The organism is Streptomyces sp. NPDC001514, from assembly GCF_053597075.1.
The window spans coordinates 1-20,870 of the sequence record NZ_JBSFHO010000039.1 but is presented as its reverse complement, the minus strand read 5'-3'; the positions used below and the strand labels follow the sequence as shown (position 1 = coordinate 20,870).

At 68.6% G+C, this 20,870-nt stretch carries 19 protein-coding genes, 1 tRNA gene and 1 pseudogene; 11 read left to right on the top strand and 10 right to left on the bottom strand.

Features of this window, described 5'->3' with window-relative positions; translation table 11 throughout:
- Nucleotides 1–298: 298 nt before the first annotated feature.
- Nucleotides 299–1,579 (bottom strand): hypothetical protein, encoded by a 1,281-nt coding sequence (locus ACWCXB_RS31260; RefSeq protein ID WP_450727134.1) that lies wholly within the window; start codon nucleotides 1,577–1,579, stop codon nucleotides 299–301.
- A 318-nt stretch (nucleotides 1,580–1,897) separates the two neighbouring features.
- On the opposite strand from ACWCXB_RS31260, the gene ACWCXB_RS31255 reads away from it, so the two are divergent.
- Nucleotides 1,898–2,491, top strand: a complete 594-nt coding sequence (locus tag ACWCXB_RS31255) for a hypothetical protein (protein WP_450727133.1) — start codon at nucleotides 1,898–1,900, stop codon at nucleotides 2,489–2,491.
- Between the two features lie 109 nt (nucleotides 2,492–2,600).
- Nucleotides 2,601–2,903, top strand: a complete 303-nt coding sequence (locus ACWCXB_RS31250) for a hypothetical protein (RefSeq protein WP_450727132.1) — start codon at nucleotides 2,601–2,603, stop codon at nucleotides 2,901–2,903.
- Between the two features lie 320 nt (nucleotides 2,904–3,223).
- Here ACWCXB_RS31250 and ACWCXB_RS31245 read toward each other — a convergent pair.
- The 4 genes from ACWCXB_RS31245 to ACWCXB_RS31230 form a co-directional block, all read right to left on the bottom strand.
- A tRNA-Gln gene (locus ACWCXB_RS31245) sits at nucleotides 3,224–3,296 on the bottom strand.
- Nucleotides 3,297–3,384: 88 nt separating this feature from the next.
- Nucleotides 3,385–4,758, bottom strand: coding sequence for a hypothetical protein (locus ACWCXB_RS31240; RefSeq protein ID WP_450727131.1), 1,374 nt, complete (start codon nucleotides 4,756–4,758; stop codon nucleotides 3,385–3,387).
- 604 nt (nucleotides 4,759–5,362) lie between these two features.
- A complete protein-coding gene (locus ACWCXB_RS31235; protein ID WP_450727130.1) occupies nucleotides 5,363–5,716 on the bottom strand; it encodes a hypothetical protein in 354 nt (117 codons plus the stop codon).
- Between the two features lie 575 nt (nucleotides 5,717–6,291).
- Entirely contained in the window at nucleotides 6,292–6,786 is a 495-nt protein-coding gene (locus tag ACWCXB_RS31230; RefSeq protein WP_450727129.1) for a PaaI family thioesterase, read from the bottom strand.
- 94 nt (nucleotides 6,787–6,880) lie between these two features.
- Here ACWCXB_RS31230 and ACWCXB_RS31225 point away from each other — a divergent pair, with 94 nt between their 5' ends.
- On the top strand, nucleotides 6,881–7,348 hold the full coding sequence (locus ACWCXB_RS31225; protein ID WP_450727128.1) for a winged helix-turn-helix transcriptional regulator: 468 nt from the start codon (nucleotides 6,881–6,883) through the stop codon (nucleotides 7,346–7,348).
- A 1,009-nt stretch (nucleotides 7,349–8,357) separates the two neighbouring features.
- Nucleotides 8,358–9,680 carry an acyltransferase family protein gene (locus ACWCXB_RS31220; protein ID WP_450727127.1) on the top strand — a complete coding sequence of 441 codons (1,323 nt, stop codon included), beginning with the start codon at nucleotides 8,358–8,360 and terminating at the stop codon, nucleotides 9,678–9,680.
- A 177-nt stretch (nucleotides 9,681–9,857) separates the two neighbouring features.
- Here the strand turns inward: ACWCXB_RS31220 and ACWCXB_RS31215 are convergent, their stop codons facing one another.
- The 5 genes from ACWCXB_RS31215 to ACWCXB_RS31195 all read right to left on the bottom strand — a co-directional run bounded on the left by ACWCXB_RS31215 (nucleotide 9,858) and on the right by ACWCXB_RS31195 (nucleotide 12,058).
- Complete coding sequence (locus tag ACWCXB_RS31215; protein ID WP_450727126.1) at nucleotides 9,858–10,451, bottom strand: RICIN domain-containing protein; 594 nt, start codon at nucleotides 10,449–10,451, stop codon at nucleotides 9,858–9,860.
- Between the two features lie 120 nt (nucleotides 10,452–10,571).
- Nucleotides 10,572–10,892, bottom strand: a complete 321-nt coding sequence (locus ACWCXB_RS31210) for a Tn3 family transposase (protein ID WP_450727125.1) — start codon at nucleotides 10,890–10,892, stop codon at nucleotides 10,572–10,574.
- 141 nt (nucleotides 10,893–11,033) lie between these two features.
- The gene (locus ACWCXB_RS31205) at nucleotides 11,034–11,333 is read right to left on the bottom strand and encodes a hypothetical protein (RefSeq protein ID WP_450727124.1); all 300 of its coding nucleotides are present in this window, start codon (nucleotides 11,331–11,333) and stop codon (nucleotides 11,034–11,036) included.
- 170 nt (nucleotides 11,334–11,503) lie between these two features.
- A complete protein-coding gene (locus ACWCXB_RS31200; RefSeq protein WP_450727123.1) occupies nucleotides 11,504–11,800 on the bottom strand; it encodes a restriction endonuclease fold toxin-2 domain-containing protein in 297 nt (98 codons plus the stop codon).
- A gap of 57 nt (nucleotides 11,801–11,857) precedes the next feature.
- The gene (locus tag ACWCXB_RS31195; protein ID WP_450727122.1) at nucleotides 11,858–12,058 is read right to left on the bottom strand and encodes a hypothetical protein; all 201 of its coding nucleotides are present in this window, start codon (nucleotides 12,056–12,058) and stop codon (nucleotides 11,858–11,860) included.
- 144 nt (nucleotides 12,059–12,202) lie between these two features.
- Here ACWCXB_RS31195 and ACWCXB_RS31190 point away from each other — a divergent pair, with 144 nt between their 5' ends.
- From ACWCXB_RS31190 to ACWCXB_RS31160, 7 genes and pseudogenes are all read left to right on the top strand, one after another.
- Nucleotides 12,203–12,670, top strand: coding sequence for a MarR family transcriptional regulator (locus ACWCXB_RS31190; RefSeq protein ID WP_450727121.1), 468 nt, complete (start codon nucleotides 12,203–12,205; stop codon nucleotides 12,668–12,670).
- Nucleotides 12,671–12,716: 46 nt separating this feature from the next.
- Nucleotides 12,717–13,811 (top strand): hypothetical protein, encoded by a 1,095-nt coding sequence (locus ACWCXB_RS31185; protein ID WP_450727120.1) that lies wholly within the window; start codon nucleotides 12,717–12,719, stop codon nucleotides 13,809–13,811.
- Nucleotides 13,812–14,546: 735 nt separating this feature from the next.
- Nucleotides 14,547–16,070, top strand: coding sequence for an AbfB domain-containing protein (locus ACWCXB_RS31180; protein ID WP_450727119.1), 1,524 nt, complete (start codon nucleotides 14,547–14,549; stop codon nucleotides 16,068–16,070).
- 53 nt (nucleotides 16,071–16,123) lie between these two features.
- Nucleotides 16,124–16,705, top strand: coding sequence for an RICIN domain-containing protein (locus ACWCXB_RS31175; RefSeq protein WP_450727118.1), 582 nt, complete (start codon nucleotides 16,124–16,126; stop codon nucleotides 16,703–16,705).
- Nucleotides 16,706–16,739: 34 nt separating this feature from the next.
- Nucleotides 16,740–17,417, top strand: a complete 678-nt coding sequence (locus tag ACWCXB_RS31170) for an RICIN domain-containing protein (protein WP_450727117.1) — start codon at nucleotides 16,740–16,742, stop codon at nucleotides 17,415–17,417.
- 119 nt (nucleotides 17,418–17,536) lie between these two features.
- Nucleotides 17,537–18,673: a hypothetical protein gene (locus ACWCXB_RS31165; protein WP_450727116.1), complete on the top strand. Its 1,137-nt coding sequence runs from the start codon at nucleotides 17,537–17,539 to the stop codon at nucleotides 18,671–18,673.
- Nucleotides 18,674–18,906: 233 nt separating this feature from the next.
- Nucleotides 18,907–20,870: pseudogene (locus ACWCXB_RS31160) on the top strand (hypothetical protein); the annotation flags it as partial.

Sequence of the window (20,870 nt, the reverse complement as noted above, 5' to 3'; positions counted from 1 at the left end):
GCCGGGGAGCCCCGTGGACGGGATGAGATCCGGTCGGGATTCCCGCGCCCGCCGCGGTCAGCCGACTTGTTCCACGTTCGGAGTGGTCATGGGTCGTGCTCGAGTTCTCGGAGTGCTGTATGGGTGTGGCGTGGGGTCCCGCTGGGACCGAAGGGCGCGGCGGCATGAAGGTGGGGCGGAAGCCCTTCGACTACTGGCCGCGAATCTTGCGTCCCGCCTCGGTGGCGGGATACAGAATCGTGTCGGCGGCGCGGCCGCCCGAGTCCTTGACGCCGCCGCTGAAGTTGAGGGCGCTGGCTCAGGACGGCGGTTTCCCACTCCCCCGCAGCGACGACAGCACCAGGCGTCCATAACGGGTGGTGAGCGCACCCGCGGTGACGGCCACAGCAAGCCCAAGGGCCATCAGGAGATGCGTCACCGACTCGTCCCCGAGGACCTGCAGTATGCCGAGCGCAGTACCCAGAGGCAGGCCGAGGATCGTCAGCATTCCCAGCGCGCCGCTGATCTGCTGGCTGTCCTGCGTCTGCACCAGCCTGCTGTAGTCAGCGGCCTCCGCGAGGATCTCGTTGAAGCGTGCGGGAAGCCGGTGCTGGTTCTGGAACGCGAGCAACAGATCGTTGGCCGGGCCGTGGGCGGTGAGGTGCTGCCGCCAGTAGCTGCTGCGGAACACGGCGATGTTCCTCTCCAGCGCGGATACCCGGCGTGCCAGGCCAGTGGACTCGAAAACTTCGGAGAGTTCGTCGGTGAGCTCGTCGATGTGATCTCGCTGGAGCGACCCGAGGAGCAGGGCGTCGAGATAGACCGTACGGGAGTGCAGGGCGCCGAACTCGAAGAAGTCTCCTTCCCCGCTGTCAGCGCGATGGCCGAGGAAGGCGGCTCCCTGTCGCAGGACCAGCGCGCTCCAGTCCGCCGAGATACGGACGGTGCTGCCGAGCTGCTCAACAGCAGTCTCCGGAGCCAGCGGGAAGTCGTCGGGGTTGGAGCGGGAGGCCAACTGCCACAGCCAGCGGTCCGCGGTGGCCGGCAACACCCCTTCGATGCCTGCGCGAAGCGCCGGTTCGTGACTGGCGTCCGGGGTTGCGAAGGCAATGGTGTACGGCCGGGCTATTGCGAACGGTTCGGTCCTGTCGCGCACCTCCGCGACGCGGGCCAGCAGGCCGGAAGGCGCCAGCGGACCAGTGAGCGGCGCGCCCTCGCTGGTAGGGCGTCCCGCTATCGCCCGCAGGACGGGCAGCAGCGGCCGACTCACGCTGAAGTGCATGACGGCGAGGGCGTGATCGGGGTGGCGGGCCGTGGCCGTGCGCAGCAGCTCCATGCCGATGAGACGCAGGCCGTCGTGCTCGACGGACATCGGCTGGTACCAGCGTCGCGGCCGGCCTGGGGCTCCGTACAGCACGCGGGCGGAGGCCGGCGCGAAGTAGGTGGCACGGGTAGCGGCGTCAGTTCGCCGACTGCCCAGCTCGAAAGGGAAGGGGCCCTCGGCCCAGTCAGGTATGCGAAGCAGCCGTACGGGGATGACGACCGTCAACTCCTGGCGCGCACCGGTGACGTTGTCGAGCACCGGTGTGGCAGCGGTCATCCGTAGTACTCCGACGGGTCGGGCTGGTCGAGCCGGATGACGAACTCCGCTCGATCAGGGCGTTCGGGCGATACGTGGAAGCGGACGCGCACATCGCGCCGTTCCACAATCCCCCTCGCGCGTCACCGGTCGGTGGTGCCCGTCCAACACAGGCTATCGCGGCGTGCCGAACCGACAACAGCGCGTCATGCACTGCCCATTTCTCTTTGAAAGTTTTCCTGTCACGCGAACGACGCAAGCGGTACGTTCTGTGCGCCTGACGCCCATCAGCGGGCATACCTCGCCACATCCGGAGGTGGAGCACAGATCATGCGGCTCATGGACGAACTCATACTCGAACGCGGGGCCACCCGTCACGCGAAGACGGGCACGACGTGCGAAGGAATATCCTCGAGCGGGACCGCGGTGGAGTGGGAACTGCGCCTGTCGGGCCGCCCGTTGCTCACCGTCCACGACACTCGATGGCACGACGGCTCGCGTGACCTCGTCCTCTACAAGCCCGTGGTGGTTCCTGAGATCCCTGCCCCGCTGTCCAATCTGCACAACCGACTGCGCAGCGGCATAGCCTCCGCCGGCGCAGGGCGCCTGCGCATCATGGCCTGGATGGCCCGGGTCGATGCGCAAGGCCGCCCCAGGGTGAAGAAGACGTTCACCACTGCGGATCTCGCAGCCGAGTACGGCCTCGGGCATCTGCGCGAACTCACCTCGCGTGAAGGTGTGACGCTGGAACCCCGGGAAGGCCACCCCGACCTGCCCGTGGTGGACCTGGACCAGCCGCAGGACGCCGTCTCCTTCGAGCACGCCCTGTTCTTCCCGGCCGACGACGACGAGACGCCGGTCGTCGCATACATCCACCTCAAGGTACTTCCGGTTCTGCGTCACGTCGGCTGGATATCCCCGCGGGTCGCGTGACAACCGGGGCCGTACGCAGATCACCGCTCTCGTGATCGACGCCTCGAACGACAAAACACCACCGACATCACGAGCGCCGGTCGCGGCGCCCTGGACCGAACGGACGAGCATGACGAACCTTCCCCGTCTGACGGCGACCGGTACGTGCTGGTGCGGCTGCGGCACTGCCATCGGCGCCGGATCCTTCTTCGCGCAGGGACACGACAAGGTGGCCGAAGCGGCCCTGCTCGCCGCCGAGTACGGGTCGTCCGTTCCGCAACTTCTGCACAAGCACGGCTACGGTCCCGGCCACTCCGTTACCGCGAGGGCCGTGGACGCCGGCGTCTGGAAGCGGTGCCCGTCGTGTACGTACGTCGGGGCCCCTGCCAGCATCCGCAACCACGAGAAGAAGGCGCACCCTACCGAGCAGTGAGGGAATCCCCCATGAGCGAGCACCGACCGAGCCAGCGCGTCAGCTTGGAGACGGCAGTCCGTAGGTACCGCGGACTCTGGGATACGCAGCGCGCCCTCACCGCACTTCGTGACGCCGGGCACGAACCGCAGCCGAAGCACACGAGGCAGCTACTCCGCGACTTCGCAAACGAGGGCCTACTGGTCAAGGTGCAGGACCGGCCTGTCCTGTACCGCACCGAGCCTGTGGAAGCAGGCGAGTAACCAGCTACAAGCGGGATTGGGGGTACCAACAGACACCGCACGGTCCGCCAGCCAAGAATCAGCACGACGAAACAAAGGCGACGAGGGCAGGATTCGAACCTGCGTCCACCCGGGATCAGAGCCGGGCGCTCCTCCGCAGAGCTTCCTCGTCGCCGCCTTGATCCTGGCCGCAACCGCCGAGCGCGGTCAACTGGTTTGCGACCGGGTCCGGCACTGCGGGGCGTGCGGCCATACGGTGCTCACAGCCATTCCATTGCAGTAGCTCGCTTGCCTTTGCCCGAGAAGATCCCCGCCGAGCGGAGGGCGCTCGCCATGAGGGGGTCGGCGACGGCGACTCCGTGCACGAGCTCGGGCGTCCGGCGGAAGGCGACGGCCTTGGCAGTCGGCCGGGGGCCGGTCCAGCCGCCGGCGACGGGATCCACGCCATGCCGGGCGCAGACCGCCTCGACGAGCGAGCGCGGGCACTCCACCTCGCCTCGGAGGACTTCCCAGGGAAGCGGAAGTTCCGCCCAGATGTAGGTGTCCGGGTGCAGCCCGCCGCCGCTCATGCGGTGCCAGTACGCCACGTCGGCCGCCATCAGGCGGGGAACTTTGCCGAGGCAGATCCGGTCCAGGACGTGCTCCTCACCGAGCTCGGTCAGGAGCGCGAACCAGTGTGTCCGCGCCGTGTTCCATGCCTGTGCGGCCTGGTTCCACGTGGACGAGTCGTTGCCACGACGCACGATCATGGTGTTGCGCTCCAGAGGACCCCTGTTCCAGGCGTCCTCGAGCAGTTGGGCCACCCGGCGCAGGAAGCCGTTCCAGCGCACCAGCAGTTGGGCGAGGTCCTCGTCGGACACTCTTGCGAGCACGTCGGCAGTGGGATGCACATGCGCTATCGCGTACCAACGGGTGCGCTCAGCATGTGCCCGCAGCCGCTGGAAGAGGGCATCGGCGACCTCGTCGTACACCTGCCGCTGCCTGCCGTTGGTGAAGATGCTCCGCATGTAGCCACGTGCTGTGAGGTAGGCGATGAAGGCGGCCGTATCCGGATCGGCGGCGAACTCCTCGTACGGCAGGACATGGGCAAGGGCGCCCTTGCCGGTGACGGTGACCTCGCGGCGGCGCTGTTCGTGGATGAGCCTTGCCAGCTTGGACTCCATCCGGCGCAGCAGTCGGAAGCGCTTGTTGTACTGGCGTTTGGACATCTCGCCCAACCCAGCCGCGGCGCGTTCAGCCCGGTCGAGCCGATCCATACCGAAGTCGTTCTGGCCCAAATCGCGACAGATCTCTTCACCCGCGCGACGGATCACCGCTTCGATTCGCGCGGGATCATCCGCGGCATCCTCCGGGAGCGTCGGCACGCTCGTGAACAGACTCGCCGCTCGGGCCAGCTGGCGCTGCGCGCCGACCGGCCGGGCGAAGTCCTCCAGCATGGACGTGTAGCCGTGCCACAGTTTGCGCAGCGAGTGTTCGGTGGCCTTCGCGAGGGCTGCGTCGGTGGCCGGATCGAGGGTGATGTCCTGGGCGGCGTACAAGTCCTGGATGAGCTGGGCCACGTCCTCCGGACGTTTACGCAGATTGAGAGAGGCGTGCAGTTCACGGAGCAGTTCTTCGGCCGCGGGCGATGGCATACTCCTCAGCCTTTCACCACTCCCGATGGAGCTCCAGCAGTTATTCGCTCCGCCCGCGGGTGAGAGGGAGTCCAAGGTCGCGGCGGTCTACTCCGGCACTGCGTGACGACGCCAAGGGCGAGCCACCGCCCTGCCGTCCGGCCTCGTGCGCACTGGATGCGCCAGCACCAGCGCGGACGGTGGAGGCGTCCCGGATTCACGTCAGGCCACGCGTCAGGCGGGCGCACAACCTCTGGCGTCAGCTCGGCCCACGCGGTCTTTGTCGCGCGCGGGTCCGGATGCTGGTTCACGCCCCAACGATCGGCGACGGAAGCAACGATCACGAGCCCGGGGCCTGCCTCGTCCAACGGGCTGGAGCCCGTGGGCGGTACGGGCAGGCGTTCGGCGCGGGCGTCGGTCGTCATACTCGCCCTGACCGGCGGGCCAGCGGTGCTTCGGATCCGCCCCCACTCCCTGCGGCAGCCCCTCCGCACCGTGGAACGCCACAACCGACCCCAGCAAATGCACCCAAGGCCTGCACGCTCAAACGGTGTAACTCCCGAGTGATCGGCCTGTTTATGGTGCTGGCGGCAGTTCTGACGGTGACTCCGGCCAACGCAAGCGATCAGCGACCCAGCCTGTGTCGGAGGTAGTCCGGCTGGGCCGCACCGATCTCGATGCGGTTCTCGTCGAGTCCGTTGGCGATCCGCAGGAAACCCCCACCAAAGACGAACTCCACTGCCACCGTTCCGGCTGCCAGGTCGCGGCCTGTTGGCCGCCACTCAAGGAGCCCGACCTCGCACAGTTCCTGGCCGACGAACGGTTCGAGGCGTTCATCGCCGTGGGACCACTGGGGCGTGAGCTCGAACCACTCCCACCCGGTGATAGTCGCTGCGGTGTCGATCGTGTTCCAGCCGATCGAGAGTTCGTCGAGCTTCGAGTGGCAAACCTCCACCTGGATGCCGTCGAAGTCCAGCACCACCGGACAGTCGGCGAACTAGTCCCCGTCCTCAGCGAAACGCACCAGGGCGAACCCCGTCAGCCGCCTACCAGCGAGCGTCGCCAGGCGTGCCCCATGCGCCTGCCGAACCGCCTCGATCCCGACCAGGAAGGACGGCTTGAAACCAGAGATCCCCATTTCCACAGCAGCTGAGTCTCCCGTCCTTCAGCTCAACCGGCCAGCACATATTCGAAGCAGCAGGATTCTCGGCGCCACTTGACAGCATGGATTCCACAGAATGATCCGGTTGACGTGGCCTTCGACGTCCCCCGAGCTCCAGGGCAGGGTCAGGCCGGCGGTGACAGCGGCTAGATCCCGTTCGAGGCCGCTGACGAAAGTGTGGAGGCTGGGCAGGTCGTCGGCCCGGACCGCTTCAATGCACTGCGGGAGCCGGTCGCCCTGGAGCTGGGTGAGCATCTTCCCAACGGCGCGAACATGGCTGGTGAGAGCTTCCAGTTCGGGGCAGTGCGCGAGGACGGACTCAACTTTGAGCCTCTCGCTCTCCGGCAGGGTGTCCGGATGGCTAAGGATCCAGCCAGATTTTCAGCAGCCTTCTAGCGGGCGGGGACAGGGAAGAGCATGCAGCTGCTCGTGGCGTGGGCGAGCAGGCGGTCCTGGGAGTCGAACAGCTCGGCCTGGGCGAGGGCGGTGCGGCGGCCCTGGTTGAGGACGGTGCCAACGGCGCTGACCTTGCCGGTGTCGACGGTGATGGGGCGCAGGAATTTCAGGTTCAGGTCGAGCGAGGTGTAGCCCATGTCGGCCGGGAGGACGGACTGCACGGCGCAGCCGGCGGCGGAGTCGAGCAGGGTGGCGTAGACGCCGCCATGGACGCTGCCGATGGGGTTGTAGTGCTCCTCCCCCGGTTCCATCGCGAAGACCGCGCGGCCCGGCTCGACCTCCTCCAGGGTGATTCCGAGGGTCGCGGCGATGGGCGGCGCGGGGAGGCGCCCGGCCAGCACGTCCCGGAGGAACTCCAGACCGCTCGTCCGGCCGACCGCGGCCGCGGAGATCTTCGGGTCCCCCCACTCGAACGTGCGTGACCTCGCCATTGGACGGTTCCTCCTAGACTTACTGGCTTCGTTATTCAAAGCTAGCCAGCCGCACCTCTGGCTGTCAACGCCAAAGCCAGCCTACGATGACCGCATGACCTGGCTGGAGACCAGTACCGAGAACTGCACGGTGCAGCGCACCCTCGACCTCATCGGCGAGAAGTGGTCGCTGCTGGTGCTGCGCGACGCCATGAACGGCGTACGCCGCTTCGACGACTTCCGCCGCCACATGGGACTGTCCGAGGCGGTGCTGGCGGACCGGCTGCGCAAGCTGGTCGCCGCCGGGATCCTGGACACCGTCCCCTACCGCGAGCCCGGCAGCCGTACCCGCAACGAGTACCGGCTCACGCCCAAGGGCTGGGACCTGTGGCCCGCGATGATCGCCCTCAAGCAGTGGGGGGACCGCTACACCGCGGACCCCGAGGGCCCGCCCCTGGAGGTCCGCCACCGCGACTGCGGCGAACCCGTCGAGACCGTAGCCGTCTGCACCGGCGGGCACTACGCGCTCACCCCCCAGCAGGCCTACACCCGCCCCGGGGCCTCGGCCCGCACCGCGCGCTGACCCGCGGCCCGACCCGGGGGCAGGCCGCCTACGCCTCCTCCCCGCGGGTGGCCCTGCCGCCGCCCCGCTGGTGGGGACCGGGTCGCTCTCCGCGACGCTCGTGGAAGGGGGATATCGGGTGGCGGCCTCAGGGCGCGGCAAGGGGCGGGGCGTGTCGGCAGTCGGTGGCCCGGGCGGGCTCGGGGGACACAGCGGGCCCGCCCCGCCTGGCCGAGGAGGGCCGGAACTCCACCGGACAGATGCGGGTGCGGGGCTTCCCTGTTCAGGTCACCGAGAGCGACTCTGAGGTACTCACTCTCGTCGCCTTCACGACCGCCGGTGTCCATACCTTCAGTTTCCTCATCGAGTGGACGAGTGACGGCGTGCCCGGAACCACAGAAGTAAAGGCAGAAGGTGGTGCACTGTTTTCGGTGGCTTCGGGCGACGGTGGACGACAGAACGACTACCAGCAGCAGGACGACACCTTCACACCGCAGAGGTTCAAGGGTCCAGGCAGAGTCCAACTCACCGAACGCGGGGTCGCGACGTCGTTGAACTCGCGACTCCCACAGCAGGGCCCCGGGGATGTGGGCGGATGATTCAGGGCTCCGATGACCTGCTCGGCCATCTCAATGCCGACTGTCGCGGCCATGTTGGTCCCGGCGTCCAACAGCCAGTCCTTGATGCCCGCGACCCGAGCGCTGATCCTGCGGGCACCGCCGGCGCACGCGACTTCCGTCTCGACTAGGGCTGCGGCCTGGAGCTCCCAGGCCCACTCGGTGACCAGCACGCCGTACGGCACGGGCCCGGCGCCGCAGCTTGTGCGTACGGCCACCGCCGTTCTCGGTCGGCGATCCGGTCCGGGAGTTCGAGGATCACCGTCCACGTCCAGTTCAGCCCGACGATGCCAGAGGCCGGGCGGCCGACGCCGATGATGTCGCCGAGCGTGGGCGACGTGATCTCGTCCAGAGTTGCCTCACCAGCACGGGCTCCACCTGCTCCAGTTCATCGACTCCGAGGCGTACCGCGGATGATCGGCGTGCAGTTGAACACCAGCGAGGGACGGCACGTGAGGATGGGTATGGAGCACACATTCCCCGCCCCTCGGCTGGAGCGGTTACCCTCCGTGCGGCAGCGATTACCTGCATCCGGCGCGCCAGCCGGACCGTCGCGGCTGGCCTGGTTAGACGCGTTGCGCGGCATCGCGGCGCTCGTCGTGGTATTCGATCACTCCTCGTACTCGTTCATGGCGGAGTTCCGGCGGGAGATGATGCCGGAGTTCAACACCAGCCGGTACGGCATCATGGTGTTCTTCCTCGTGAGCGGATACATCATCCCCGCGTCGCTTGAGCGCCGGGGCTGCGTCCGGACCTTCTGGATCGGGCGGGTATTCCGTATGTACCCGCTGTGGGCGGCTGTCGTCGTCCCGGTCCTTGCCCTCAGCCTGGTGGGCGTCGCGGAGATTCGCGCTGACTTCGGTCAGCAGAGCGTTGCCGCGGTGACCGTCGCCCATGTCACCTTGCTCCAAGAACTGCTGGGGACGCCCAATCTCCTCCTTGTCCTGTGGACGCTCTCGTATGAGATGGCCTTCTACCTGCTGGTCGTTGCTCTTTTCACGATCCGCCTTCACCAGCGGTCGGCAGCGGTCGCCGTCACCCTGGCCGTGCTCGCCGCCGTAAGCGTGACGGTAGGGGTGTTGCCGCCGGCCTCCGCCCTCTCCGGCGCGCTCGGCACCGGCCCGCTGATCGCGCTCACCTCGATCGTCATGGTGGTCGCCATCTGCTGTGCGAGCACCGGGTCACCGGTGCTTCGCGTGTTAGGGGGCGCGTTGGGCGGCGTGCTGGCGCTCGTCCTGGTCCCGTTCAACAGCACGGTCCCCATGTGGGAGGGCCTGGTGATACTCGCCGTGATGTTCCTCGGCACCGCCGTCTACCGGGCCGAGCACGGTCAGAGCACCTGGCGGTGGGCGGCGTGCACAGCCGTCGTGGTGGTCGCCTGTGCTGTGGGGAGTGCGTACGGGGACGGTGACGGGTCCCATTTCACACGGCGCGGCTGGATCGTGGCGTTCCTGCTGGCCGTGCTCACCTTCGGTGTCGGCCTGGCGTTGCGCCGTCGGCGGATACCGCGCTTGCTGACCGGACTGGGAACGATCAGTTATTCGGTCTACCTGGTGCATCCGGTGCTGCTGGCGGTGACCGACGGCACGATCGGCCGGTGGCGGCGGGACAACCTCGTGCTCGAAGCGGCGTTCTATGCCGTGCTGCTGCCCCTGTGCGTACTGACCTACCGTTACGTCGAAGCGCCGGGCCAGGCATGGGGCCGGAAGCTGGCACGCCGCGTTCAGCCGCCGTGACGAGGCCCTTGCCACACACGTCCCAAATCCTGCCTGGTAGCAAGCCACAACGCCCCGGACGATCAAGGTCCGGGGCGTTGTGACGGCAGATTCCGACGGCTGAAACGCGCAGGCTAACCAGGGGATCCGGACCGCGCCCGACAGGGGACGCGGCCCGAATCCCAGATGCCGCTTGGGTCATCCGTCGATGATCTTCCAACCCTGGTTATCCGTGCCGTCGCAGCGGAATTGGGCAGCCTGTGCGCCCGAGGCGGTGCTCGCGTTCGGAATGCCCAGGCACAGGCCGCTCTTACGGTTCTTGAGCGAGTAGACACCCGAGGGGTGGCCACCCGAAACGAGCTGCCAGTCCTGATTGATGTCGCCGGCCGGATTCGCCTGGATGGCTCCCGCGCCGGCCGCGGTGCTGGCGCCGTTGATACCGAGGTTCTTGCCTGAGCGGACGTTCTGGAAGCTGTAGTAGCTGCCGCCCGCGGCGACAATTTTCCAGTTCTGGGCGGATATCAGATCACCGCCTGACGTGGTGGCCACGGGCTGCTGGACGACCTTGGCGCCGTTGGCGGTGCTACCGCCTGAGGGCTGCAGTAACTTCCCGGACTTGTAGTTCTGAAACCCGATCTTGCCGTCGCCTGCGTCCATGACGGACGGCACCGCCGAAGGCGTCACGTCATCTCTCTGCAGCGACTGAGCATGAGCGATGGCTGGACTGGCCGCCGCCATCAGCGCCCCGGCCAGAGCCGCTGCGACCGCACTTTTGGTGCGTGTTGTGCGCACTTACTTCTCCTTACGCTTGGTGCATTTGGTGTTGCCGGGAGCAGCCAATCAGACCAGCCGGAGAGCTCGCTAGATCGTTTGTTCGATTAGGCCGAAAGCCGCTTACTTGACGGGGCATGTTCAGCATGCTTCCCGGACTCCCGTCACGAGGCCCGTGCCGCATCGGCGGCCTGTCTGGGCCGGGTTGGTGTTCGACCAGAACAGCGCGGTCAGGCCGCGCCTGTCCTCGTCGGTCAACTTCTTCGCCCAGACTGGTCCGGCGAGGACCTGCTGAAGCAGCAGCGTGTTGACGTGGACGAGCGCGGCCTGGAGCCGGTGCAGGGCGAGCATCGAGGTCTCGGCGTGCTCCTTGTCCGGACCCGCCGAGCCCGCGTCGGCCGCGCCGGATAGCTCGGGAATGAAATCGCCGCGCCCTAACCCTCCAGAGCCCCCAGCGATCAAGGGGCGCTCATGGCTCACGTATCGCCGTCGGCGAGCGTTAGGCGTGCTGTGCCAAAGCCAGCCGTCCCCGCCGCGCAGCACGCCTCCTCCTGTCGTATGCGGCCGCGCTGCACAGTTCGCGTACCGGAGCAGCTGGCCGGCCTACGGTGTGTCGAAGGAATCGAGGTGTCCGCGCAGCACGTCCTCGATCTCCGCGATGCCGCCCGCGACCGGCAACGGAAACGGGTTTTCCGCCCCGTTCGCCATCGCAAGGCTGCTGGCGAAGCGCACGAGATGGGGTGCTGGCACCAACGAGTCACGGAGCCACTTGGCGAAGACAGCAGCTGCGCCGGCGGTCACGTCGGTGAGGGTGATGTAGGCGTAGTCGGGCTTGGGCATCGCTGCCGTCCCGTCAATCCATACATCGGGCGCCAGCTCGATTTCGAAGTCGAGCACGGTCATGCCATGGATCCCGGACTTCCGGTACTCCACGGTCGGTTCGGGAAACGCCTCCCTCGAGGCCCTCTCCAGGGACTCCAGCGTCGCGTGCCAAGCGCCGGCGTCGTCCTCAGGCGGGTAGAAGGCAAAGTTCGTTCGGATGTTCCGCTCAGCAGACACAGTCTTCCTCGGTCTCAAGGTACGTATCGCGTCGAGCCGGGCGTATCCGTCATCGCCATCATGGACTGCCAGTAGGCGGCGTTGTCCTGGCCGTTCGTGCCAATTTCCAGGCCCCGGATCTCGCTGTTCGCGGGATTGGCCATGGCCTGCTTGTATCGCACCAGTTCCTTCTCATCACCCGCGTACATGGCATCGACGACAGGGTCCCCAGCGATCTTTCCCTTGTCGTTTACTTTCACTGGCTTGGCCAGCGTGTCTTCGACACGATCGAGGGACCGGAAGCTCTTCTTCTTGCAGTCCGGGTCCCGCACGTGCTTCGCCTCGACGAGGTACCCGCTGAGAGGCCGGAAATCTGGGCGTTCCTGGAGTCACTGCATTGCGGCGAGATCCTTTCCGGCACCGTCGCAGCGATTGAACGGGCCGGAGACGTTGTATCCGCGGAGGACGACCTCGCGGCCGAGCCCGTCGACGAGAGGGAGCCTGGTGGCGGAGCTGCGGCGGACGGGCGCGCCCAGCCCGATAAGAGTGGCGGCAACGAGAATCAGGACACCCATGAGACGCATACGCATCGTCGGCATGCATCCACGTGTCTGACAGATCGTCAACTTGTCAATGGCGGTACGCCTCACCCGTCCCCGTATGCCTTGAACTCAACCTGACTTGAGGTTCTACGGTGCGTGCACCGGCACAAGCGTGAAGAGGGAGCACCACACATGACGATCCAGCCCATCTCCGACGCCGAGCTCGCCGCACAACCCGCCGCGTACTGGACCGGGCTCGCCCACGAGGCCCTCATCGCATTCATCCGAGCCCAGCTCGCCGAGCTCGGCGTCACCCAGCCCCAGTACTGGATTCTGCGCAACCTGTCGAAGAACGACATCTCACCCGACGGCCACGGCATGACCATCCCCGAACTCCAGCAGGCCATGCGCACCTACCTCCGCCGCGAGGGCGACCTGAGGGCGGCAGCGGACTTTCTGCTGGGACGCGGTTGGCTCACCCGTGACGATGAGGGACGGCTGTGGATCACCGAGGCGGGGGACGAAGCACGGGCAGGCCTCAAGCAGCACGCCCCGGCCATCCACGATCGCATCCACCAGGGCATCGACGACGCTGACCACCTGACGGCCATGAGGGTGCTCCACCAGATGATCCGGAGCACCGGCGGCATCCCGGATTAGGGCGAGATCCAGGAAGTGATCACGTATGGGCTGCCATCATGAGCTCATGTTCGAACGGCGCCGCGCCACCGAGAACGACGACCTCGCGCACATCATGAGGCGATTCTTTCGCGAAGTGAACTACCTGAAGCCCTCAGAAATTGCTTTGCAGTATGCGAAACGCTTGCATGAGTCAGACCTGGAACAGTTGCTCGCCAAGAAGCGGACCGAACCCGGCGCGAAGTACTACGTGGGCCTTTCGTGTGAGACGAAGGACTTTGAGACTCTTACGAAGCGAACGTCCCTGATTGCAAACTCGTTACTCCTCTCGCACGGGCACGAAGGGACCTATCACGAATTCGAGCAGACCTCGGACAACAGGGAGTCCGCGAACAGGGTTGACACGATTTCAGCATACGGAGGGAACGATTACCTCACTGCGGGAACCGGGTTAGGGGTTCAGTGTCCGGAAATAGAGGTCGTCGGGAACTGGATCATTGAGGCCAGGGAGCTGCTCTGCTCCGGTCTGGTCTGGTACCTCCCCAGCTACGCGCGCGCGACGCACAGGCTCCGTGCCGACTCCGGAGTGGAGCCCGACGTCTCACTGGCGAGGCTCGCACGAGGGCCGGACCCGGTGGACTACCTCATTCGCGACAGGTGCGCCATAGACGCTTCTGGCGCAGAGGCCATGAAAGGGAGGCTTGTGCGACCGATCCTTCGGATCGACCTTCCCTACGTGGACGGAGTCAGCCTGAGGGATTTCAGTAAGATCACCGTGGGCGAGTTCGACGGATACCGAGAGCTTCGCAACTACTTGCGGGGCGTCTTGCTGGACCTTGACGAAGCGATGGATGCCACGCAGGCCGACCTGGAGCTGACCAAGATCGGCCTCGAGATCGAGGGGCACATCCTCGAGACCGCCTCCAAAATGCGGACACTCAAGCAGAAAAAGCTGATTGCGTCGCTGGGGGCGGGGCTGGGTACGGTGTCGGCTGCTCTTGTTGCGGTGAGCGGGTCGGTACTCGAAAAGGCCCTGCCAGTACTGGGGCTTTCCGGAGGCATTTGGGGCCTGGTCAATTCGATGTCCGACCACCGCGCGAAAGACCTGACGCAGGGCAAGTGGTACTACGTCTGGCTGCTCGGCGAGGCACGCAAAGGCTGACGATCGGCCGTACGGGCGCGTCAGCCAGGTCCACACCGGAATACAGCCGGGACGAGATCCCGGCGTGCCGGAGGTCGTAGGGCCGCCTGGCCGAGCCGGAGGCGCGCTCCGTCCGGGTCAGGCGCGTACGTGCGGGCGCACCCTTCGCGAAGGGACCGGTCCGCGGAGCGCTCCGAACGCGTAGGGGGTGCGTCGGCGCGGGGTCCGGCGCGCTCGGTCGGCGGTTGTCGTGAAACCTGCCCGACAGGGCGCCGCATGGTACCCCGCCAACAGCACGAAAATCCTCATGTGTACCAGCCCACATTTTTCCCTCACATAACCGTCACCCAGGGGCAACCACGGCGGTTCGACAGCGCACCGGCGGTCCCGCGATCGGTGTGTCGCCGGGGCCGAGAGGGTGCGGAAAGGGCGTCGCACGTCGCCGCACCCCGGGCCGCCCCTCCGCGCGGAATCAGCCATTCCAAGCTACTCGCGAGTTCTCATCAGTCTTCGCAAGCCGCCTTTCAGCCAAAGATTGGCGGCAAGTCGCTCAATAGTCTGCCAAATTGGCGAGTTACAGGACAGGAGCGGTCAGTTCCGCTTTGACTGCCCTTTTGCGATCTTCAAGACTGCGCCTCCGACCACCCCGCACTCATCGGGAACTGTGTGCGGGATCTAGCAGGGGGAACCGAAAGCAGAATGAAGAAGAGCCACTCGAACTCCGCTCGCATGCGGAGGGCCGTCACGCGCGGGCTCGTGACCGCCACCGCTCTGGCCTCCGTCAGCGGCATGGCCGCACCGCTCATCGCCGTCGCCGCCCCGTCGGGCGCCGTGGCCGCGGCCGCCGGGATCGGGACCACCGACAAGCAGCGCGTGGACGCCGCTGCCGTGGTGCGCCTCGACCCGAGCCCGGACGTACTGCTGCTCAGCGACCACGACTTCATCCACGCCCTCTGGCAGAAGGCCCGGGACGGCGGGGAGACCTTCGATTCGGTGCGGCTGGCCGCCGAGGCCGCCATGATGAGCGAGGTGGCCGAGGACCACGTCCAGTTCATCGTCACCGGCATCCACGAGGCGTACGCCGTCGACAAGCAGCGCGAGAAGGACAAGGCCGACGCCGCCCGCGCGGCCCGGCTCGCCAAGTCCCAGGCGCTGATCGCGGTCGGCATCCCGAACAGCCCCGACCTGCTCGACCTGAGCGACGACAACTTCATCCGCGCCGTGCTGCGGCACGAGGCCGCCGGTCCCGAGGTCCGCGCCGCCGCCACGAAGGCTCTGGCCGGCGACGCGGCCGCCTGGCAGGAGTTCATCACCAACGGCGCCCGCGAGGCCCACCAGCGCGACGTGGCCAACGAGCTCAAGGAGCTGGAGGAGAAGAACCGCGCGGAGGCCGAGCGCCGCAAGGAGCTCGCCGCCCGCACCAACGCGGCCGCGCTGTTCCGCATCACGCCGTCCGAGGCCATGCTGGCCCTCAGCGACGACAACTTCATCCGCGAACTGCTGCGCACCGCACCGGCCGACGCCAAGGAGAGCGAGCTCTACGCGGCGGCGCAGCGCGCGGTCCTCAGCTCGGACCCGGCCGCGTGGAAGCAGTTCATCCACACCGGCGCCGAAGAGGCGTACAAGAAGGACGACGAGGCGCGCCGCAAGAAGATCGCCGAGGCCAACCGCCGGCTCGCGCTGCAGATCCAGGCCGCCGCCGAGAAGACCGGCGTGAACCCGAACCTGGTCGCGGCCGCGAAGAAGGCGCTGGCCGGCAGCGACGAGGACGTCGCGCAGTTCCTCAAGGAGGACAGCCAGTACCGGGCCAAGCGGCAGTCGCTGCAGCCGGCGAGCGGCAAGCCGGCCGGCTTCTTCATCCGGCAGTCCGGCGTCGACGCCGGCGAGGCGTTCCTCGCTCCCGTGTCCGCGAGCTCCAAGCAGGGCGACCGCGAGGACGCCACCTGGGTCGTCGTGCCCGCGCTGGGCGGCCAGCCGGGCTGCTACTCCTTCGAGTCCGCCCGCAAGCCCGGCCACTACCTGGTCCAGAAGGACCTCCGGGTCCGGATGACCGCGAGCGACGACAGCGCGCAGTTCCGCAAGGACGCCACCTGGTGCGCGAAGAAGGGCCTGAGCGGCTCGGGTACGTCCTTCGAGTCGGCGAGCCAGCCGGGCCGCTTCCTGCGGCAGCACCGGGGTGACCTGTACGCGGCCAACAAGACCGCCAAGAACCGCTTCGACGCGGAGAGGGACTTCGCCCAGGACGCCTCCTGGAAGATCGCCACCCCGCTCGCGCGCTGACCGCCGCCCGCCGAGTCACCTCCTTCAGACTGAGAAGAACGGAAAACCACCCCATGTCCCGGATCGTCCGATCCGTCCTGGCCGTCGCGGCCAGTGTCGCCGCGCTCGCCGGCGGCGTGACCGTCGCCGTCGCCGACGAGACGCCCACCCCGTCCACCCCGTCCGCCGTCGCGGCGGTGGCGCCCTCGACCGTACGGCTCAAGGCCGAGCACAGCGGTCAGTGCCTCACGATCGCCAAGGCCAGCCTGCGCAACGGCACCGACACGGTCCAGTCGGCATGCGCCGACAACGCCGAGAACCAGCGGTTCGACATGGTGTCCACCGGTGCGGGCACCTTCGAGCTGCGGGCCAAGCACAGCGGCAAGTGCGTGGAAGTGGAGGCCTCCGGCACCACGGCCGGTTCGGCCGTCCAGCAGTACTGGTGCGGACAGGGGAAGCACCAGAACTGGCGTCTGGTCATGGTCGACATCGCCAAGGACCTGTACGAACTGCGGCCCGCCCACGTGCCGCAGAACACGACCCGCTGCCTGGACATCACGTCCGCGAGCAAGGAAGACGGCGCGATCGCACGGCTGTGGGCGTGCAACGGCTCGGCCGCGCAGAAGTGGCGCATCGAGCCCGTCACGGCCGCCTGAGCACCCGAACACGCGAGAGGAAACCGATCCCATCATGTCCAGGATCATCCGGGCCGCCCTGGCCGTAGGCGCCACCGTTGCGGTGCTGGCCGGCACCGCGACCGTCGTGCAGGCCGACGAGGGCACCGACGCCCGCTCCGCGGCCGAAGCGGCCCGCGTCGCCGCCGAGAAGGCCCGCAAGGCCGCCGGGGACGACGACCCCGCCGTTGCGGCGCGCGATGCGGCCATCGTCGCGGCTGCCATGCGGTCGGAGGCCGTCTCCCGCGCCGCGATGCCGCACACGGTCGTCCAGCTGACGTCCGCAAACAGCGGCAAGTGCCTGGACGTCGAAGGCGCCAAGACCACGAACGGCATCGACGTCCAGCAGTACACGTGCAACAGCACCTCCGCCCAGAAGTGGAACGCCGTCGCAAAGGCGGGCGGGAGCTTCGAGCTGCGCTCCGTCCTCAGCGGCAAGTGCCTCGAAGTGGAGCGGCAGGGCACCAAGTCCGGTGCCGTCGTCCAGCAGTGGACGTGCGGGGAGGGAGAGCACCAGCGCTGGCAGATGATGCTCGTCGACCCCGTGCGCAAGCTGTACGAGCTGCAGCCCATGCACGCCGACGGCATGTGCCTGGACGTCCCCGGCGCCAAGACGGACAACGGCGTCAACACGCAGCTGTACACCTGCAACCGGACCGCGGCCCAGCTGTGGCAGGTACGGCCGGCCGCGTGAGCCTGCCGAACGGGGCGCGCGAGCACGTCCGTTGAGCGTCGTGGAGGGGCAGGGCCGGCCGTACGGCCCTGCCCCTCCACGACTGTGAACACCTACTTCTTTTCCCAAGGGGGTCTGAGTTGAGTCGTCAGTGGTGGGGCGCGCGAACGTTGGCGGTCGGCGTGCTGGCCGGCGGGATCGCGGTCGCGGGCGTGGTGCCGGCGTGGGCGGGTGCCCGTGCCACGGCTGCCGCACCGTCTTCCGTGGTGTCCTCCGTGTCCGTCGTTCCGGTCGGACAGCCGGAGCAGACACTCTCGCCCGAGCTGGCCGCGGCCATCGAGGAGGCGCGCCGACGGGTGACGTCGATGGCGAAGACGCACCCGGCCGCCGAGGTACGGACTTCGGCGTGGAACGCGCTGCGGAGTTCCCGCGGCGACGAGGCACTCGTCGAGTGGCTCGCGCCCGGCGGCGGCTTCGACTACGCGAAGCAGCGGGCGCGGGACACCCGCGCCCGGAACAAGGCGTTCTGCGAACGTGTGGTCGCCACGCACACGGTGGGGTTCTCCCCCGAGGTGCGGGCGGCCGCGGCGCTGGCGCTGAAGGGGAGCGCCGCCGAGCATGCGGCGTTCGTGAAGACGGGGTACGTCGAGGCGCAGCGGCGCGACCGTGCGGCACGCGAGGCCGGGGAGCGGCAACGGCTGGAGGTCGCCGCCAGGGACCGGGACTTCGTACGCAGCCTCGGTGAGCAGGATCCGGGCGAGCAGGTACGGGTCGCGGCGCAGTGGGCGACGCGGCCGGGTGCCACGGACGCGGACGTGGCGGAGTTCTTCGGCTACGGCTGGGCCACCGGCGCGGCGTTGGACCTGGAGGCGTACCGGACGCGTGTCGCCGACGCAGAAACGATGCGGCACCACACGCTGACGCGCCTGATCAGGGAGGCCACGGCGGCCGAGGCGGCCGTGAACGGCGCGGCGGACGCGGCCAAGGCCCGCGCCGAGGCGGAGCGGGCCTGGAAGGCGGTGTCCGAGCACGCCGGTGCGGCGCAGCGCGCGTGGCTGGCCGAGCAGGCCGCCGCAGCCGCCCAGGCGGAGACCTGGCGGGCCGTCGCCCTGCTGTCCCGGGAGTCGGCGGAGCAGCTCTGGAAGGCGATTTCGGGCACCGCCGAGAGCAACCAGGATGCCTGGGCCGGGGAGCAGGCCGGGGCCGAAAACGCGGCGGCGTTCTGGAAGGCCATGTTCGACCGCGCCCAGGACGGCGAGAGCCGCACCCGGGGCTGATCCCGAGGAGTTCGGCCGGTCCGTGACCGGGGTCGGCCAAACGGCAGAGGAGTTCGGCCGGTCCGTGACCGGGGCCGGCCAAACGGCAGAGGAGTTCGGCCGGTCCGTGACCGGGGCCGGCCGAACGGCATTCGACCACCCCGCCCGCTGACCTGGGCGGGGGTTTCTTGATCCATTCGTGTAGGGGGATTCCCGTGTGGGAAAGGTTCCGGCCCAGGGCCGGAGGGCTACGCGTGGGCGTAGCCGCGAACGTACGGAAGGCCGTGTCCACAGCGGTCGTCCTGGCGGTGCTGGGCACCGCCACCGGCGAGGCCGCTGCCACGGCCGCCGTACGTGACGAGAAGGCGTCGGTGACGCAGACGCTGGAGTCGCTGGATCAGCTGGCGGCGGCGCTGAAGCCGAAGACCGGCGGCGCGGCGCCCGCCGCGAAGTCCGAGCTCGACCGGATCAGCGACGAGCGGGACCGGCAGCTGGTCGAGGACTTCGCCGAGTTCGACGAGGAAGAAGAGGTCCGCGAGGCCGCCAAGAAGGCACTGGCGAGCACCGACCCGAACGCGATCCGGGAGTTTCTGGAGCGCGGCGAGGCCGAGGCCCGCCAGCGCGCCAAGGACAAGCGTGCCGGCGCCGACGTCGCGAACCGCCGGCAGATCGAGAAGCTGCGCGGCACCGGCGGCCCGTTCTTCAACGCCGAGGTCGAGCGGGTCCTGAAGGGTACGGCGCAGGACCGCGCCGACTTCCTGGCCTTCGGCGCGGACATCGCCAAGCAGCGTGACGAGGCGGAGAAGCAGAACGCCGCCAAGCGTGCGGAGGAGAACCGCAAGCGCGTCGAGATGCTGGCGTCGGCGGGCGGCCCCGCGGTGAAGCGGGCCGCGCAGGCCGCGCTGGACTCCAAGGACGACGCGGTGATCGCGGAGTTCCTGGAGAAGGGCTACCAGGTCGCGGCGCAGCAGGACGCCGACGACCGGGCGGCGCACGAGAAGGCGCAGAAGGAGGCCCAGGAGGCCGCGGAGAAGCTGCGTGAGCTGGCCAGGAAGGCGGCCGTCGCCGCCGAGGCCCGCACCAAGCTGATCGCCGCGCACGGCGACGCCGTCAAGGCGCTGAAGAACGCCTCCAACGCCATGTCGTCGGCAGCCTCGGCCGCACGCGAGGCGGACCGGATGCTGTCGGCCGACCGGGCCGGCAAGCGCCTGTCGAACTACGACCCCGTCAAGGCCGAGGTCGCTCGTCAGGTCGGGTACGCCGAAGACGCCGCCAAGGCGGCGCAGGTCGCGGCCGCCCAGGCCAAGGTGCAAGCCGGCGTGCTGGTGGAGACAGGTCTGGAGCACGGCACCCAGTGGTCCGAGGTCGCCGCGGGCATCGCGGCCGCCGCGGACGCCGCGGTGAAGGCCAGCCAGACGGCGCAGCACGCGGTGGACGCCACCGCCGCCGACGCCGCCGGCCTGAACGCCAAGAACCAGGCCGAGCTGCACGAGCAGCAGGCCAAGAAGTGGCGGGCGAACGCCGAGGAGCACGCCCGGGTCGCGGCCCGGCTGGCCGAGGCCGCCGCGCAGCAGGCGAAGATCGCCGCGACCGCTGCGGCGCGTGCCAAGGATGCACGCCTGGCGGCCGAGCAGGCGGAGCGCGAGGCATGGGAGCACGCCCGCAAGACCCGCGCTGCCCGCATCGAGGCGCAGCGCCAGGCCCAGATCGCGGCCGAGCAGCGCAAGATCGCCGAGCGTGAGCGTGACCTCGCCACGGCGGCCCGGGCCCGGGCCGAGCGCGAGCGGGACATCGCCGCTGCGGCGCGTGCCCGCGCCGAGGCCGAGGCCCGTACGGCCTCCGCAGCCCGTGCGCAGGCGCAGGCCGCTGCCGCGACGGCGTCGGCCGCGCGTGCGGACGCCGCCCGCCAGGACGGCATCGCCGCCGAGGCGGACCGCAAGGCACGGAGCGAGGAGGTCAACGCCCGCAACGCCCGCAACGCCGCGTTCGCGGCCGAGCAGCGGCACCAGGCGCAGGAGGCCCGTGCCCGTGCGACGGAGGCGATCGCCGCCTCCGGCCGCGGCACGATCGACGCGGGTGTGGCCCGGGCCGCCGCTGACGCGGCGCGCGCCGACGCCAACACGGCGCGTGAGGCGGCCGGTCAGGCCCGCGGCGCTGCCAACACCGCGAGCGGTGCGGCCGTTCGGGCGCGTTCGGCCGCGACGGAGGCCGCGGGTGC